The organism is Pelagibacterium sp. (genome assembly GCF_035555455.1).
GTDB lineage: Bacteria > Pseudomonadota > Alphaproteobacteria > Rhizobiales > Devosiaceae > Pelagibacterium.
Genome location: NZ_DATMGM010000008.1, coordinates 1 through 16559 on the forward strand (window position 1 = coordinate 1; position 16559 = coordinate 16559).

A 16559-nucleotide genomic window follows, 5' to 3' on the forward strand; every position below is an offset into this window, starting at 1 on the left:
CGCCCAGCCCGCGTTCCTTGAGCGCCGCGATCAGCTCGGGCACCAGCGTCTTGTGCCCGGCCGCCAGCGAGGACACCCCCACCGCATCGACCGCCAGCGTTTCGGCCTGGGCCGCGACTTCGGGCGGCGTCTCGAACAGGCTGCCCATATGCACGCAGAAGCCCAGATCGGCGAAGGCCGTCGCGATCACCTTGGCGCCGCGATCGTGCCCGTCCTGGCCCATCTTGGCGATAAAGATCGAAGGCTGGCGCCCCTGCCGTTCGGCAAAGCCCCCGATCCGGCGCTTCGCCTCGGCAAATTGCGGATCGCCGTCATACTCGGTGCCATAGACCCCCGACAGCACCCGCGTATGGGCGTCGTGACGCCCGAAAATATCTTCCAGCGCCTGCGAAATCTCGCCAAGGCTGGCCCGGGCCCGTGCCGCTTCGATTGCCGCCGCCAGCAGATTGCCTTCGTCCCTGGCCGCGTATTCGCGCAAGCTGTGGAGGGCCGCGCGGCACCGCGCTTGATCCCGTGTGCGCCGAAGGGTCTCAAGGCGTTCGATCTGGCTGGCCCGCACCCTGGCGTTATCGACCTCCAGCGTTTCGATCTTCTCCTCGACGTCGAGGCGATAGCGGTTGACCCCGACGATTACCTCCTCGCCCCGGTCGATTTTCGCCTGCCGCACCGCAGCCGCCCTTTCGATGGCCAGCTTGGGCTCGCCCGATTGCACCGCCTGGGCCATGCCGCCCTGCGCTGTGACCCCGGCGATCAGCGCTTCGGCCTTGTCCACCAGCTGCGCCGTCAGCGCCTCGACATAATGGGAGCCGCCCAACGGATCGACAACATCGGCCACCTTGGTCTCGTGCTGCAAAATCAGCTGGGTGTTGCGGGCGATGCGCGACGAGGTTTCGCTGGGCAGCGCGATGGCCTCGTCAAAGGAATTGGTGTGCAGGCTCTGCGTCCCGCCCAGCACCGCCGCCAGCCCCTCATAGGCCGTGCGCACGATATTGTTGAAAGGGTCCTGCTCGGTCAGCGACACGCCCGAGGTCTGGCAATGGGTGCGCAGCATTTTCGAGCGCGGGTCTTTCGCGCCCAGATCGGTCATGATCTGTGCCCACAAGGTCCGCGCCGCCCGCAGCTTGGCGATTTCGACGAAAAAATTCATCCCGATGCCGAAAAAAAAGCTCAGCCGCCCCGCGAAGGCGTCGATATCGAGCCCGCGCGCCTGCGCCGCGCGCACATAGGCCACGCCATCGGCCAGCGTATAGGCCAGTTCCTGGAGCGCCGTCGCCCCGGCCTCGTGCATGTGATAGCCCGAGATCGAAATCGAATTGAAGCTGGGCATGTGTTCCGCTGTATAGGCGATGATATCGCCCACGATGCGCATCGAGGGTTCGGGGGGGTAGATATAGGTGTTGCGGACCATGAACTCCTTGAGGATATCGTTCTGGATGGTCCCCGAAAGTTTTTCCGGCGGCACGCCCTGTTCTTCCGCCGCGACGATGAACATCGCCAGCACCGGGATCACCGCCCCGTTCATGGTCATCGAGACGCTCATTCTGTCGAGTGGAATGCCCTCGAAAAGGATTTTCATGTCCTCGACGGAATCGATCGCCACTCCAGCCTTGCCCACATCGCCGGTGACGCGTGGATGGTCGGAATCATACCCCCGGTGCGTCGCCAGGTCGAAGGCCACCGACAATCCCTTTTGCCCGCGTTCGAGGGCCTGGCGGTAAAAGCGGTTGCTGTCCTCGGCCGTCGAGAACCCCGCATATTGCCGGATCGTCCAGGGCCGGTTGGCGTACATCGTCGCCCTTATGCCGCGCGTGAACGGTTCGACGCCGGGTATGGCACCATCGTCGCCGAAATAGACCGGCTCGATCTCCAGCCCGCCATAGTCGCGAATGAGGGTGTCGAGCGGGGCATCGCGTAACTCGGCTTGGGCGATATGGGTCCAGATCTCGCGCGGCTTGCTGCCCATCACATGGCCTCGAATTCCATGATCACCGCGTCCACGGCCAGCACGTCCCCGGCCCTGGCACTCACCCTTGCCACCCTTGCCCGCCGCTCGGCCTTGAGCACGTTTTCCATCTTCATCGCCTCGACAATAGCCAGCGCCTGGCCCTCCTCGACCAGATCGCCCTCGACCACGTCCACCCGCACGATCTGCCCCGGCATGGGGCACAAGAGGAACCGGCTCATATCGGGCGGCGTCTTGACGGGCATCAGGTCCATCAGATCCGCAACATGGGGCATCACCACCCTGGCCATCAGGTCGGCGCCACGATAGCGCATACGGAAGCCCGACGTCATCCGGTCCATCTTGACGTGCAGCACGTGCCCGTCGATCTCGGCCGTGGTGAGGCTTGTGCCCGGCTGCCAGCCATCCTCGATCAACAGCCCCCGCCCGTCATCGGTCATCAGCACGAAGGATTCGTCCGATTTCGGGATGGAGAAATTCCAGCGCTCGGTCCCGATGATCACGCTGCGCTCGGCGGTCACGTGCCGCCGCGTCAACGGCGCCGGTTCGAGAAAGCCACGGGTTTCGAGCTGGTAGGTGGCCCGGCAGGCCAGCGCCGCCAGCCTGAGCGTGGTTTCACCGTCGAGCTTTACGCCCGAAAACCCTTCGGGGAATTCCTCGGCAATGTAGTTTGTCGAAAGCCGCCCTTCCCGGAATCGCCCCTGCGTGGTCACCGCCGAAAGGAACGGAACATTATTGCCCACACCGTCGATATCGAACTGGTCGAGCGCCACCGTCAGTCCGTCTATGGCCTCGATCCGCGAGGGCGCCCAGGTCACGAGCTTGGCAATCATCGGGTCGTAATAGGGGCTGATCCCGCCCCCTTCCTCGACCCCGGTGTCGTTGCGCACCACGAGCTGCGCCGACGCCTCCTCGGCCGGGGGCCGGTAGCGCTTGAGCCGCCCCGTCGAGGGCAGGAAATTGCGATAGGGGTCCTCGGCGTAGATGCGCGCCTCGACGGCCCAGCCGTTCAGTTTGACCTGATCCTGGCTCCAGCGCAGCTTCTGCCCAACGGCGATGCGCAGCATTTCCTCGACGAGATCGAGCCCGGTCACCAGTTCGGTCACCGGATGCTCGACCTGCAATCGCGTGTTCATTTCGAGGAAGTAGAAATTGCGGTCCTTGTCGACGATAAATTCGACCGTCCCCGCGCTCACATAATTGACCGCCTTTGCCAAGGCGACCGCCTGCGCGCCCATCTTCTCGCGCGTCTCGGTATCGAGAAAGGGCGAGGGCGCTTCCTCGATCACCTTCTGGTTGCGCCGCTGGATCGAGCATTCGCGCTCGCCAAGATGGATGCAATTGCCTTGCGCATCGGCGAGGATCTGGATTTCGATGTGGCGCGGCTCCTCGATATATTTCTCGATGAACACCCGGTCGTCGCCAAACGCGGCGGCCGCTTCCGATTTCGCCCGCTCGAACCCTTCGGCGACATCGGCATCGGATCGGACGATCCGCATTCCCTTGCCGCCGCCGCCCGCCGAAGCCTTGATCATCACCGGGTAGCCGATTGTCCCGGCAATCCGGGCCGCCTCCCGGGGCGTTTCGATCACCCCCATATGCCCGGGCACCGTCGACACTCCCGTCTCGGCGGCAATTTTTTTCGAGGTGATCTTGTCGCCCATGGCCTCGATGGCCTTGACGGGCGGCCCGATGAAATAAATCCCATCCTGGCGCAGCCGCTCGGCAAAGGCCGGGTTTTCCGAAAGGAACCCATAGCCCGGATGCACCGCCACCGCCCCCGTCTGCTTGCAGGCGGCAACGATCTTTTCGATATCGAGATAGCTCTCACCCGCCGGCGAGGGCCCGATATGGACGGCCTCGTCGGCCATTTTTACGTGCAGGGCTTCCCGATCGGCGTCGGAATAGACGGCGACGGTGGCCATCCCCAGCTTCCGCGCCGTCTTGATGATCCGGCAGGCGATTTCCCCGCGATTGGCTATGAGGATTTTGGAGTACATCGGTCAGTCGCCCTCCTCTAAATCTAGGCTTTCGCGTATTTCCGATAGTGTTCTTTCCTCATATTTCCAGTATGCGGGGCCAGCTATTGATGCCCATTCGAAGCCTTGCTCACGTGCAACTATAAGTGCAGATGATGAGAGGCTATGTTCCTGCTCCCTGAACAAAACCTTCCTGTCACTGATTACAATACATTTAATCTGATCATCAAATACGGATTCAAGCACGGAGCCATGCGGAATATCAGCTAGGCTGAAAGAAAAATTGGATTTTCTGCGCCGCTCTTTTTGTAACGCCTCCTTGTCACCTGGCTCGGTTTCAACATCAGTCTTAGGTGTTACATTCAGGCCGTCGATCATTTTTAGAATTGCAGTGGGTTTGTCTGGCGAGATTCTGAAAAATTCCCGTGCTGATCGAACCCGATGATCTCCGAATGCCTCGTGGAGCGCCTTCTCCCATCGCGCGGCGTCCTCAACTTCAGCAGCGTAAAATGCTTCGAAAGGCATTGGAACTCCAGATGAATCCAACTGGCGCATACGGGTTTCAATTGGTCCACTTGTGATGCCAATCTTTATTAGCCCAGGCATTGCTGCATTGGTCAAAACGTAAACTATCGACATTCCCCCTCCTCACAGCGGAATATTCCCATGCTTTTTCACCGGCCCCTGCGCCGTCTTGTGCCGCAGGGTCTCGAAGGCCCGCGCCACGCGGCGTCTGGTGTTGTGGGGCATGATCACATCGTCGATGAAGCCGCGTTCCGCCGCGACGAACGGGTTGGCGAACCGGGCCTCATACTCTTTTGTGCGGGCAGCGATCTTCTCGCCGTCCGCCAAGTCCGACCGGTACAGAATTTCCACCGCCCCCTTGGCCCCCATCACTGCGATTTCCGCGCTCGGCCAGGCGTAATTCACATCGGCGCGGATGTGCTTGGACGCCATCACGTCATAGGCCCCGCCATAGGCTTTTCGCGTGATCACCGTCACCTTGGGCACGGTTGCCTCGGCATAGGCGAACAGCAGTTTGGCGCCGTGCTTGATGATCCCGCCATATTCCTGCGCCACGCCGGGCAGAAAGCCCGGCACGTCCACCAGCGTCAGGATGGGAATTTCAAAACTGTCGCAAAACCGGATGAACCGCGCCGCCTTCTTGGAGGCGTTGATGTCGAGGCATCCGGCCAGCACCATGGGCTGGTTGGCGACGACCCCAACCGTCTGCCCGTTGAGCCGGACAAACCCGATAAGAATATTGCCCGCATGTTCGCGCTGGAGTTCGAGAAAATCGCCTTCGTCGGCAATCTTTTCGATCACTTCGCGCATGTCGTAGGGAGTGTTGGCATTGGCTGGGATCAGCGTATCGAGGCTGTCCTCGCGCCGGTCGATCTGGTCGTTGGTTGCCACGCTCGGCGCTTTCTCGCGCGCCGACAGCGGCAGGAAATCGAAAAGTCGCCGCACTTCAAGCAGCGTTTCGATATCGTTTTCGAACGCGGCGTCGGCCACCGAGGAAATTTTTGTATGGGTCGAGGCCCCGCCCAGTTCCTCATGGGTCACCGTTTCGTTGGTCACGGTCTTGACCACGTCGGGGCCGGTCACGAACATGTAGCTGGTGTCTTTGACCATATAGATGAAATCGGTCATGGCGGGCGAATAGACGGCGCCGCCTGCGCATGGCCCCATGATCACCGAAATCTGCGGCACCGCGCCGGATGCCTGCACGTTACGCCAAAACACTTCGGCATAGCCGCCCAGCGACGCCACGCCCTCCTGGATGCGCGCGCCCCCGGAATCATTGAGCCCGATGATCGGCGCGCCGTTCTGCATCGCCAGATCCATGATCTTGCAGATCTTCTGTGCATGGGTTTCCGAGAGCGAACCGCCGAACACGGTGAAATCCTGCGAGAACACATAGGTCAGCCGTCCGTTGATGGTGCCCCAGCCGGTCACCACCCCGTCGCCAGGCACGATCTGTTCGTCCATGCCGAAATCGCGCGTCCGGTGGGTGACGAACATGTCGTATTCTTCAAAACTGCCCGGATCGAGCAGCACGGCGAGCCGCTCGCGCGCCGTCAGCTTGCCCTTGGCGTGCTGGGCTTCGATCCTGCGGGCGCCGCCGCCCTGCCGTGCCTGGTCCCGCCGGTCTTCAAGCGCGTCGATCACGTCCTGCATTCTGCCCTCCCTGTCAGGCGCCGTGCGTCAGGCATAACCATGTATAAAAATATGCTACATGGCGCGCATGTTCGACGCCAGCCTTGAGCAGGTGGCGCACTGCATATCGACGGCACGTATCGATTCCCCTTTGGCAATCGAGGTCTCGGTCCAGTCGGGCCGATGCACCATCGTGCCCTTCACAATCCGATAGGCAGCGTCGCCGACGAGGCGGCGGAGTCCGGTGCGGGAAAGTCCCTATTGGGCAATGCCTGAGGGGCTGATGGGATTGGTCCTGAGCACCAGTGCGGATTGAGGATCCGTCGCGCGCTGTGATTCTTAATGGGAAGTAAAGATTATATAGACTCTTTCCCCGAGTTATGGTGAAATATAGAAGGCGATATATACTGTTATGCAAATCAATCGAGAAGAGTTCTCGCAAGTGGTTTAAGCAGTCGCCTTGTACAGCTGGGCGTATATATCCGTATGCAGCGCATAGTAGTTTATGACTATGATCAAATCGGGTAATCCCCTGGCATATTTATAAGCATAATAAATTATGGCCTGACACGATTGCTGTGTGAGGAAGGGTAGTTCTGTTCTCTTTTTGAGGGCGGGGCGGAGTGTCTTTTGAAACTGGAAAACTTTCAGCCTGCCAATTTGAGTTGGCAAGGAACGAGGAAGTTTTGTGCCCCAGAGGCAATAAAATAAACATGGAGTGAACAAAATGTACAAGCTTCTCGTGACGACAGCCGTAGCAAGCGGGATGATATTGACGGCGGGCAGCGCCTTTGCAGGTAATAAACCCAAGTATCCGAAACCCACTGTTCCGGAGCCGCCCTGCGTGGAGTGTCTCAACGACGCGATCAACATCGAGCAGCTCGTTTCCGGCTTGCAGGTTGCTTTCAACAGCATCTCAGAGGTCGGCGACGTGACCGATGTGACCCAGACAGCGTTGAACGCCGCCAATCTCATCAGCCTCGACGGCATGGATCTGGGTGAGGGGGGCGTGGCCGACGGAATCGGCAAGGTGGTGCAGACAACCAACGCTTCGCTGGCGCAACAGGCCGATAACGACCTGTTTGGTGGCACGAAATCGGCGCTCGAAAATATCGAGCAGGCGGCCACCAACGTCGTTAACGTCTTCTCCGGGCCCGAGGTCAATGAGATCGTCCAGGCGGCCAACAGCTCGCAATGGGCCAACAACGTGATCACCTTCGGCAAAGGCGGTTACGATGCCGATGCTCTCTATGACGCGGACGATGTCCTGCTGCCCACCCAGTCGGCGCTCAACGCCGTCAATCTGATCACCGTGGGCATGCTGAACGGCAGCGGAAATCAGTATTCCAACAGCGCTCAGGAGGCCATCAACTCCATGACATACGCCGGAGGCGGCATCATGCCCTTCGGTTATGGCGGCGGTGGCTACAACCACAGCATCGATATCTACGATGTAGGCCAGACAGCGACCAACATCGCCAACGTGGTCTCGGCCACTGGCATTGCCGGTGTGGATTGCGGCTGCGTATCCGTGCTGCAAAACGCTGCTGCCGATCAGTATGCGTTCAACGATCTGTCAGGCTCGGGCTGGAATACCGATCTGAACAACATCGTTCAGAACGCGACCAATATCGCCAACTCGATCAGCTTCCTGGCTGCGGCCGACTGATCCTTACCCAAACTGTGCCGCCGGAACGCGTGTCCGGCGGTACAGCCTGCCGGATTTGAAGCGCCGGACGGGGAGGCAAGACCATGAAACACATCAGCTTCGCTGTTTTCTGCCTCCTTGGGGCCGGTGGTGTCAGTGCGCAGGAATTGGCCCCCAGTTTTACCCAGTTCTTCGCTCAATCCCAAGAGGCTCTTCAGGCCATGCTGGAGTCGCCGGCCGACGAGGGCGCTCTGCCCGCCGTCGACGTGCTTGTCTCCGACGCCGATCCGCGCAATGTGTCTCTGACACAAGCCGGTCTCAACGCGGTCAATTTCGTATCGTCCAACGCCGACCTTAATGCCGTTGTCCAGGAGTTTTCCGGACGCCAGGCCATCGACAACCGCATCTCTTCATCGTCCATCAAAGCCGACGTGCTGTATTCGGTCGATCAGGCCGGAGCCAACTACGCCAATATGCTGCGCGGGCAAACGATCAACCTTGCCGATCAGGAAATGACCGCTGAGGCGGAGCAGATCGTCTCCAATCGTCTGGCCGCGGGCGGCTCTTTTTCCGACATCGTCCAATCGGGCACCAATGTCGTCAATATCGCAATGGCCGATCACGCCATCGGCACCGCCGAGCAGGTGATCGACGAAGGCGCTGTCCAGCGGGTCATCAACCAGATCGAGCTGGATGCCGGCGCCACGGTGAGCGGGCAGATCGAGCAGAATGGCGTCAATTTCGGCAACGTGATGGTGGCTGAACGGGTCGATGATGTGACGCGGCTTTTTGCCGGTGACCAGATCGTCGAGAACACCGTGATCCTCAATGGCTCGACAGTGCCGCGCATAAGCCAAACGGGCAGCAATATCGCCAATTATTTCGCAGCATCGTCGATCGGCACCGTGCGGCAGCTCTCGATCGGGGAGCAGCGGGTGACCAACAGGGTGCTGGGCCCTGATGGCGAATATTTTTCCCACCCCAACATCGTGCAGACCGAGCTCAACTATCAGGGCGCGTCCAACGTCGTGAACCTGATGGTGCTGCGAAACAATCAATCCGCGAATCAGCAACCGGTGCTCGTTGAGCAGACTGCCGAGTTTGAGCAATCGGCGAGCGGGACTTCCGGGCAGTCCCAGACCGGGAACGTCATTGTCATCAGCCGTTGAGCGGGAAAATTCCGCCATAAAGCCAAATGCTGGCGTGTGTGGCGCAGCGCTTTCCATGGTTTCAGGGTAAAGGCATTGCTGTTGCACGATTGACATTCTCGTGCGCCGGTGCCAGCTTTTTTCAGCTCCGGGGTGAGGTGCCATGCTCAATATCGTCCGTCAGATCTGCGTCGTTCTGATGATCATGTCACCCGGAGCGGTCTTGGCGCAGATCGCGCCGCCCGAGCCGCCAGTGGTAGGGCCGGGGGGCGTGGTTGAGGCGGCGCCTGGCCCGCAGCCGGCTGTTGCTCCTCTTGCTCCCGTGCCGATGCCGGCGCCCGATTCCGGCGCCGTAACGCAGGTTCCTGATGCTGAAGAGGGCGCATCGGAGAGCCCGGCGCCCGAAGCTGCCGCGGGCGAGGCGACGGAAGAGGCCGGTCCGGCATTCGACATTACCCCGTTTCTGACGGCAATGGTGGAGTTGCGGGGCGCCGCGCTGACCTGCGAGCCGTTTGTTGGCGACAACCCGACGGCGCGCACGGAAGGGGTTGTGCAGTTTTTTGCGCAGCTCAACCAACAGCTTCCAGAGCTTGCCAATGAGACTACCCAATCGTCGCTAAGGCGCTTCATTGGTTCTCAGGCAGCGGTGCTGTGCCAGGACATGCTCAATGTCGCGTTCGTCAAGTATGGCCTCAATGCCGCGTACTATCAGAGTGAAAAGCCTGAGCAATGGCCTGCGGCCCCGGCAATGCAGCCCGGGCAGTGGTGCTCGCTGGATTTTTGCCTCGACCGCTAGAGCAGTTCCAGCATAAGGGGCGAAGTGCTCTTCCGTCCGGACTTGTGTAAAGATTCGAGTTTAGATCGCTTTACCGTTTCCTTTAGCCGATGAAAACGATCTGGAGATCGAGCGGACTGCATATCAGGATATGCATTGCTCGCCGATACAGTCGACAGTGCGCCTGTGTCGCGATTGCCACAATGGTGGGAAGTTTTCTTTTGCGTGTTGACCGCGAATTCGCCTACGAAGATAATCGGATACTGACTTGTGGGGTTATCCTATGCGTCTAAGCAGATTGTTGTTGATCGGCGTTGTTTCGATCACCTCTGTTAACCTGCCGCAATTCGCACTGGGCAATGGCCTTGGCGAATCCAGACCGTTTCAGTTCCGCACCGATTCACAGCGCCAGGTCCTCTTGACGCTGGAGCGCACCCGCCTTGAAATGCTGGGCCTGTTGGGCAGTGGCAGCGGCGGGCTGGGATCGGGCAGCGGCCAGACCGGCAATGCGGTGACCATTTCGGTCAGCGGTTCCAACAACAACATCACCGTGACACAGCGCAATCTCGGCAATCAGACCCAGACGACCGATTGTTCCGGGGCAAACTTCAACATCACCGGGGGAATGTACGGATGCTGATTGCCAGAGGCGTTTTGTCGGGCCTTCTGGCGGTGGCCTTGAGCGGCTGCGTGCACCTGCCCCAGATGTCACGTCCGGCGGCTCAGTTCAACGGCCCGGTCCCCCTGGCCACCAGCACACCAGCGGATGACGCCCTGCTGTGCCTCAGCCAGCGCCCGGAAGTCCGTAATTCCAGAGTGGTATTCGCCGTCCATACCATCACCGACCAGACCAATAAATTCACCAATGAAGAAGGCGGCATCGTGCCGCGCGATGTGGCCGGAATGCTGGTGACGGCGTTGCAGAAGGCCGGTGTGCGGCAGGTCAACCGCTCCAACACCGTAGTGACCGAATGGGAGATCGCCCGCGCGCGTGAGCAGATATTGGGCGATGGCGGCCCGGTAACGGTAGGCAATCAGACCGTTGATTTCCGCCCGATCGCGCCGGGATCGGTGCGCGGGTCCGATTACGTGATCGATGGCGGTATCACCCAGCTCGATTTCAATACCTATTCGGGAGGCGGAGAGGCGATCGTGGCCGGTATTGGCGCGGGGGCGCGTACCTTTGCGCTTACGGCTGCCGTCGACCTGCGGGTTACCAACACGGTTTCGACCGAAATCGTGCGGGCCGGTACCTATTCCAAGCAGGCGGTCGGGACGGAAGTCTATGCCTCGATTTTCCGCTTCTTTTCCAACGACCTCTACGATATCCGCATCGGCGATAAATCGCAGGAGGGCGTGCATGCGGGCCTGCGCTGGGTGCTGGCCGAGGCCGCCTACGATATCGTTTCCTCGATCTCGCGGCATAATGGCTCGTGCGACCGGTATCTGCCGCAGGTGACCCAGGAGCTGCGCAACGAGCAGGCTTCCCACCGCGCAACCATCGCCCAGCAGGGGTAAGCAGGCAATCAGCGGGCGGGCAGGCGTATCGATCGAGCGTCCGGCATGAGGGCTGTCTCCCTTTTTCTTTGTCATCATCTGATTTGATCGCGAATGGGCTGGTGGGCCCTGTTGCGATGCGCAGGGTTGCGTCAGCGATTGTGTCCATGGGCGAGATCGCTATAAACTCCAATTAGATCGATCCAGAAGGGCGCCGACGGGCAGTGCCGTGGCGGCTCGCCTTGCTGCCGGACGGGAAGCGGCAAACGCGGTCGTGATCGCAAAGACGACACTGGACATGCTGGTGTGGAGAGCATGATGGGCGAAATGCCGACACGGAAATTGCGGCCGACTTTGATGGACGTGGCCCGTAAGGCAGGTGTTTCGCGGGCGACGGCGTCGCTGGTGGTCCGCAAGAGCCCGCTTGTGAGCACCGAGACCCGCGCTGCGGTCGAGGCAGCCATGGCCGAATTGGGCTATGTCTATAATGTGAGCGCGGCGGGGATGCGGGCGGCGCGCAGTCGCACCATCGGCGTCATCATTCCCAACCTTTCCAACCCTTTTTTCGGAGTGCTGCTGTCGGGGATCGATCAGGTCCTGGACGGAGCGGGGCTCGCCACGTTCATTGCTCATTCCGCTGAATCGGCGACCAAACAGGATGGGTTCGTCACGCGTATGCGCGAACACGGGGCGGACGGGCTGATTGTCTGCCCGGCAGCGGGAACCGAGCCGCGCTTTGCCGAAGAGATCGGTGCATGGGGTATTCCGCTGGTTCAGGTGTTGCGCACGGTAACGCCGGACCAGAGCAATTATGTGGGCATGGACCAGGCCGGGGGCATGGGGGGGGCGGTGGCGCGGCTGGTGGAGCTGGGTCACCGGCGCATCGGCTTTGTAACGGCCAATCTGCACCACTCGGCACATGCCGACCGGCTTAATGCTTTTCGCACCGCCCTGCGCAACAATGGCCTTGCACCGGCGCTGGAACTGGAAATCGAGCCGACCCATGGGGACGCGGCGGCGCTGGCCATGGATATGGCCGGTCGGCAAGGCGCGCCCTCGGCATGGATTTGCCACAACGATGTGATCGGGTTGGGGCTGCACCGCGGGTTCTCCGACGCCGGACTGATGCCGGGCCGCGATGTGTCGATCATCGGCTTTGACAATGTTGCGGAAACCGACCTCGTGCGCCCGGGCCTCGCCTCGGTGGCGACCGAAGCTGCCGAGATCGGTACGCTGGCCGCGCAGATGCTGCTCAAGCGCATCGAGACACCGGGCGCAATTTTTGAACGTGAAACGGTGCTGACGCGGTTTATCGAGCGCGGCTCGGTCGGCGCGGTTCACGACCAAATCAAGGGAGTGGGTTGACTCGCTCGTCATCCCATATTTAGATCGATCTAAATGGATCGTGAACGATGGCTTTGCGGGCTGAGCGCGCCCGGGGAGGAGAGCCTGGGTGAATTACAAGTTCAACTTCCTGCCCGTGATCAGCAATTTCGATCAGCTTATCGCTGGCGCCCTCATCACCATTCAGCTCTCTCTGGGCGCAATTCTGATCGGCCTTATAATTGCCGTGCCGTGCGCGCTGGCCAAGACGGCGGGCCCCAGACTGCTGGTCTGGCTGGTCAATATCTATGTGGAAGTGATCCGCAACACGCCCTTTCTTGTGCAGATATTCTTTATCTACTTTTCTCTCCCCGCCCTTGGGGTGCGGTTCGATCCCAACACGGCCGCTTTGGTAGCGCTCTCGGTCAATGTGGGGGCTTACGCCACTGAAATCGTGCGCGCGGGCATCGAGTCGGTTAACGAGGGGCAGGTGGAAGCGGGTCGTGCGCTGGGCCTCAAAGGTCACCAGATCTTTCGCTATATCGTTTTGAAGCCCGCCATCCGCACCATCTATCCGGCGCTGACCAGCCAGTTTATCTATCTGATGCTCACTTCAAGCGTGGTCTCGGCGATTTCGGCGACGGACCTCACCGCTGCGGGCAACAACATCCAGTCGGCGACGTTTGCAGCGTTTGAAGTGTATCTGGTCATCACCGCGCTGTATTTCGTGCTGTCGCTTGGCTTTTCAGGGCTGTTTTCGATGATCGAGCGGGTGGCGTTTCGCTACCCGCTGGCGCGATAGGGGGGCTGGCCATGTTCAGAACCTTTGGGCCCAATGAAGTCTGGTTCATCGTTTCGGCGGTGCAATGGACGCTGCTGCTTTCTGCGGTGGCCTTTGCCGGAGGCGCCATAGGTGGCCTCGTCATTGCACTGGCGCGGGTTTCCCCCATCGCCATGCTGCGCTATCCGGCGCTGATCTTCATCCGCGTTTTTCAAGGCACCCCGCTGCTTATGCAGCTCTTTTTGGTGTTTTTCGGACTCAACATTCTGGGTGTGGGCATCAACCCCTGGGTGGCGGCGGCGGTCGCGCTGACCCTGCACGCCAGCGCCTATCTGGGGGAAATCTGGCGCGGTTGCATTCAGGCGGTGCCGCCGGGACAGGCCGAGGCCGCCTGGGCGCTGGGCCTCAACTATCGTGACCGGATGGTTTCGGTGATCCTGCCGCAGGCGTCCAAGATTTCCGTCGCCCCGACGGTGGGCTTTCTGGTCCAGCTCATCAAAGGCACGTCGCTGGCCTCGATCATCGGTTTTGTCGAACTGACGCGGGCCGGTCAGATCATCAACAATGCAACATTCCAGCCCCTCACCGTCTTTTCCTTGGTCGCGGCGCTGTATTTCATCTTGTGCTGGCCCCTATCCATGTGGGCCCGGCACCTGGAGGCAAGGTTTGCCGTTGCGACGCAACGGTAATCTGTTGCCATCAACTCAAAGGGAGAGAAAAAATGACGATTTCGAGAACATTGCTCGGCTTCGCCGCCGCGGCCCTCGCTGCGGGACTGGTGGCAGGGCCGGCGCTGGCGCAGTCGGCGCAAGACATCCAGGAGCGCGGGACGGTCAATATCGGCCTTCTGGTGGATTTTCCGCCTTTTGGTATCCTCGACGAACAGGGCAATCCGGATGGATATGACGCCGATGTGGGGCGGCTTCTGGCCGAAGATCTGGGCGTCCAGCTCAATCTTGTGCCGGTGACCGGCCCCAACCGCATTCCGTATCTGCTGTCCAATCAGGTTGATATCCTCGTCGCCTCACTGGGCATCACCCCTGAGCGCGCCGAACAGGTGGATTTCTCCGACCCCTATGCTGGTATCGAGATTTTCGTTTTCGGTGATGCCAATCTCGATATCGCCGACGGCGATGATCTTGCCGGGCACAACATTGCCGTGGCGCGGGCGTCGACCCAGGATACGGCGATCACAGAAATTGCTCCGGCAACGGCCAATATCCAACGTTTCGATGATGACGCGACTGCGGTGCAGGCGCTGCTGTCTGGCCAGACCGAACTGATGGGGGCGTCCAACGTGGTCATCAGCCAGATTCAGTCCATGGCGCCGGACCGGTTCGATACCAAATTTTCCCTGCGCCAACAGAGCCAGGCCATCGCCGTGCGGCCGGGCAATGATGAATTGCTGGCCTATATCAACGACTTCCTTGATCGCGTCAAAGAGGATGGACGGCTCAACGCCCTGCATGAAGAATGGGTTGGTGGTCCGCTGCCCGATTTCGTGATCTCGGGCGAGTAAAAAGCACAGAGCGGAGAGCAGGCCATGAGCACAGTTCCCAATGATGCAAGTCCAGCCACCGTCGGCGTCCCCGCTGTCCGGATGGTCGGCGTGGAAAAGTGGTATGGCAATTATCATGCGCTCCGCGACATCAATCTGGAGGTCGCGCGCGGCGAAAAAATCGTCGTGTGCGGTCCCTCTGGCTCGGGGAAATCGACGCTGATCCGGTGCATCAACCAGCTCGAAACCGTGCAGGGCGGTACGATCACGGTCGATGGTACCGAACTGACCGCGAGCTCGGCCAATGTCGAAAAAATCCGCCGCGACGTCGGGATGGTGTTTCAGCAGTTCAATTTGTTTCCGCATATGACTGTGCTGGAAAATTGCATGCTGGCGCCGATGAAGGTGCGCGGCATCGCCCGCAAGGAAGCGGAGGCGACGGCGCGGACGTATCTCGACCGGGTTCGAATCCCGGAACAGGCGGATAAATATCCGGCGCAGCTGTCGGGCGGGCAGCAGCAAAGAGTGGCGATCGCCAGGGCGTTGTGCATGAATCCCAAGCTCATGCTGTTCGATGAACCCACCTCGGCGCTCGATCCGGAGATGGTCAATGAGGTGCTGGATACGATGATCGATCTGGCGCGAGAGGGGATGACTATGCTGGTGGTAACCCACGAAATGGGATTCGCACGCAAGGTCGCGGACCGTGTGATTTTCATGGACAAGGGGGAGATCGTTGAAGTCGGTGAACCCGAGAGTTTCTTTTCCAATCCGCAGAATGAGCGCACCCGCACCTTCCTCGGCCAGATCGGCCATTAAGCGATTAATCGGGGACTATTGATGACCGAGACGATTTTGATGTTCGAGCCGCTACTCGATCCTTTGCAGGCGCGGCTTGAAGCGCGCTACGATATCTTGTGGGCCAAGGATGCCGGTGGCGATACGCGATATGAGAACATTCGTGCTGTCGTTTCAGGCGGTGGGACCGGGCTCCCCGATGCGTGGTTCGACCGGTTGCCCAACCTGGGGTTGATCGCCATCAATGGCGTGGGCACCGACAAGGTCGATCTCGATGAGGCGGCCAAGCGGACCATCCACGTTGCCACCACCCCAAATGTTTTGACCGATGATGTTGCCGATCTGGGACTCGCGCTGACGCTGGCGGTACTGCGCTCATTGCGTAAGGGCGAAAATCTGGTGCGGGACGGACGTTGGGCGGCAGGGGAGAAGCTGCCGCTGTCCCGATCGCTCAAGGGCAAAAAATTCGGCATTGTCGGGCTGGGACAGATCGGCCAGGCGATGGGCGAGCGTGCCGCTGCCTTCAGGATGGACGTCGGGTTCTGGAACCGCTCGTCCAAGATCGTAGCGGGCTGGACCTCGTTTGCGTCGGTCGAAGAGCTTGCCGGCTGGGCCGACATTCTGGCCATTGCAGTCGCGGCGACGCCCCAGACCAACGGCTTGGTCGATGCCTCTGCGCTGGCGGCTCTGGGGGAAGAGGGCGTTCTGGTCAACGTCGCGCGCGGCAGCGTGGTCGACGAAGCCGCCCTGCTCGACGCGCTGGAAAGCCGGGCGATCGCCGGGGCAGGTCTCGATGTCTTCCTTAATGAACCGGAGATTGATCCGCGGTTCTTCGCGCTCGACACGGTGTTTCTGGCCCCGCATCAGGGCAGCGCTACTGTGGAAACCCGAACCGCCATGGCCGAACTGGTGTGGGACAATCTCGACGCGTTCTTTGCCGGGCGGGTGCCGCCTACGTCGCTGACCGCTGACCGGTTCGCATGACCTGC

General features: G+C 60.5%; 15 protein-coding genes. 11 read left to right on the top strand and 4 right to left on the bottom strand.

All coding sequences use genetic code 11. The features are described from left to right. The 4 genes from scpA to VNS12_RS01375 all read right to left on the bottom strand — a co-directional run. Positions 1–1963, bottom strand: a 1963-nt coding sequence (scpA, locus tag VNS12_RS01360; RefSeq protein WP_325486045.1) for a methylmalonyl-CoA mutase, incomplete at its 3' end; no start/stop codon positions are given. Next, positions 1963–3963, bottom strand: a complete 2001-nt coding sequence (locus tag VNS12_RS01365) for an acetyl/propionyl/methylcrotonyl-CoA carboxylase subunit alpha (protein WP_325486046.1) — start codon at positions 3961–3963, stop codon at positions 1963–1965. The genes scpA and VNS12_RS01365, both read right to left, overlap by 1 nt. Positions 3964–3966: 3 nt before the next feature. Next, positions 3967–4581: a GIY-YIG nuclease family protein gene (locus VNS12_RS01370; RefSeq protein WP_325486047.1), complete on the bottom strand. Its 615-nt coding sequence runs from the start codon at positions 4579–4581 to the stop codon at positions 3967–3969. A 9-nt stretch (positions 4582–4590) separates the two neighbouring features. Next, positions 4591–6123 carry an acyl-CoA carboxylase subunit beta gene (locus tag VNS12_RS01375; protein ID WP_325486048.1) on the bottom strand — a complete coding sequence of 511 codons (1533 nt, stop codon included), beginning with the start codon at positions 6121–6123 and terminating at the stop codon, positions 4591–4593. 706 nt (positions 6124–6829) lie between these two features. Between VNS12_RS01375 and VNS12_RS01380 the strand changes: the two genes are divergently transcribed. From VNS12_RS01380 to VNS12_RS01430, 11 genes are all read left to right on the top strand, one after another. Further along, entirely contained in the window at positions 6830–7771 is a 942-nt protein-coding gene (locus VNS12_RS01380) for a hypothetical protein (RefSeq protein ID WP_325486049.1), read from the top strand. Between the two features lie 83 nt (positions 7772–7854). Continuing rightward, entirely contained in the window at positions 7855–8919 is a 1065-nt protein-coding gene (locus tag VNS12_RS01385; RefSeq protein ID WP_325486050.1) for a hypothetical protein, read from the top strand. Between the two features lie 142 nt (positions 8920–9061). Beyond that, entirely contained in the window at positions 9062–9694 is a 633-nt protein-coding gene (locus tag VNS12_RS01390) for a hypothetical protein (protein ID WP_325486051.1), read from the top strand. A gap of 283 nt (positions 9695–9977) precedes the next feature. Then, complete coding sequence (locus tag VNS12_RS01395) at positions 9978–10313, top strand: hypothetical protein (RefSeq protein ID WP_325486052.1); 336 nt, start codon at positions 9978–9980, stop codon at positions 10311–10313. After that, complete coding sequence (locus VNS12_RS01400) at positions 10307–11191, top strand: CsgG/HfaB family protein (protein WP_325486053.1); 885 nt, start codon at positions 10307–10309, stop codon at positions 11189–11191. Before VNS12_RS01395 ends, VNS12_RS01400 begins: the two co-directional genes overlap by 7 nt. A 306-nt stretch (positions 11192–11497) precedes the next feature. Further along, positions 11498–12535: a LacI family DNA-binding transcriptional regulator gene (locus VNS12_RS01405; RefSeq protein WP_325486054.1), complete on the top strand. Its 1038-nt coding sequence runs from the start codon at positions 11498–11500 to the stop codon at positions 12533–12535. Positions 12536–12623: 88 nt separating this feature from the next. Beyond that, positions 12624–13295 carry an amino acid ABC transporter permease gene (locus VNS12_RS01410; protein WP_325486055.1) on the top strand — a complete coding sequence of 224 codons (672 nt, stop codon included), beginning with the start codon at positions 12624–12626 and terminating at the stop codon, positions 13293–13295. A gap of 11 nt (positions 13296–13306) precedes the next feature. Further along, complete coding sequence (locus VNS12_RS01415; protein WP_325486056.1) at positions 13307–13963, top strand: amino acid ABC transporter permease; 657 nt, start codon at positions 13307–13309, stop codon at positions 13961–13963. Positions 13964–13995: 32 nt separating this feature from the next. Further along, complete coding sequence (locus VNS12_RS01420) at positions 13996–14793, top strand: transporter substrate-binding domain-containing protein (protein ID WP_325486057.1); 798 nt, start codon at positions 13996–13998, stop codon at positions 14791–14793. A 24-nt stretch (positions 14794–14817) separates the two neighbouring features. After that, a complete protein-coding gene (locus VNS12_RS01425) occupies positions 14818–15591 on the top strand; it encodes an amino acid ABC transporter ATP-binding protein (RefSeq protein WP_325486058.1) in 774 nt (257 codons plus the stop codon). Positions 15592–15612: 21 nt separating this feature from the next. Further along, positions 15613–16554 (top strand): 2-hydroxyacid dehydrogenase, encoded by a 942-nt coding sequence (locus VNS12_RS01430; protein ID WP_325486059.1) that lies wholly within the window; start codon positions 15613–15615, stop codon positions 16552–16554. Positions 16555–16559 lie beyond the last annotated feature (5 nt).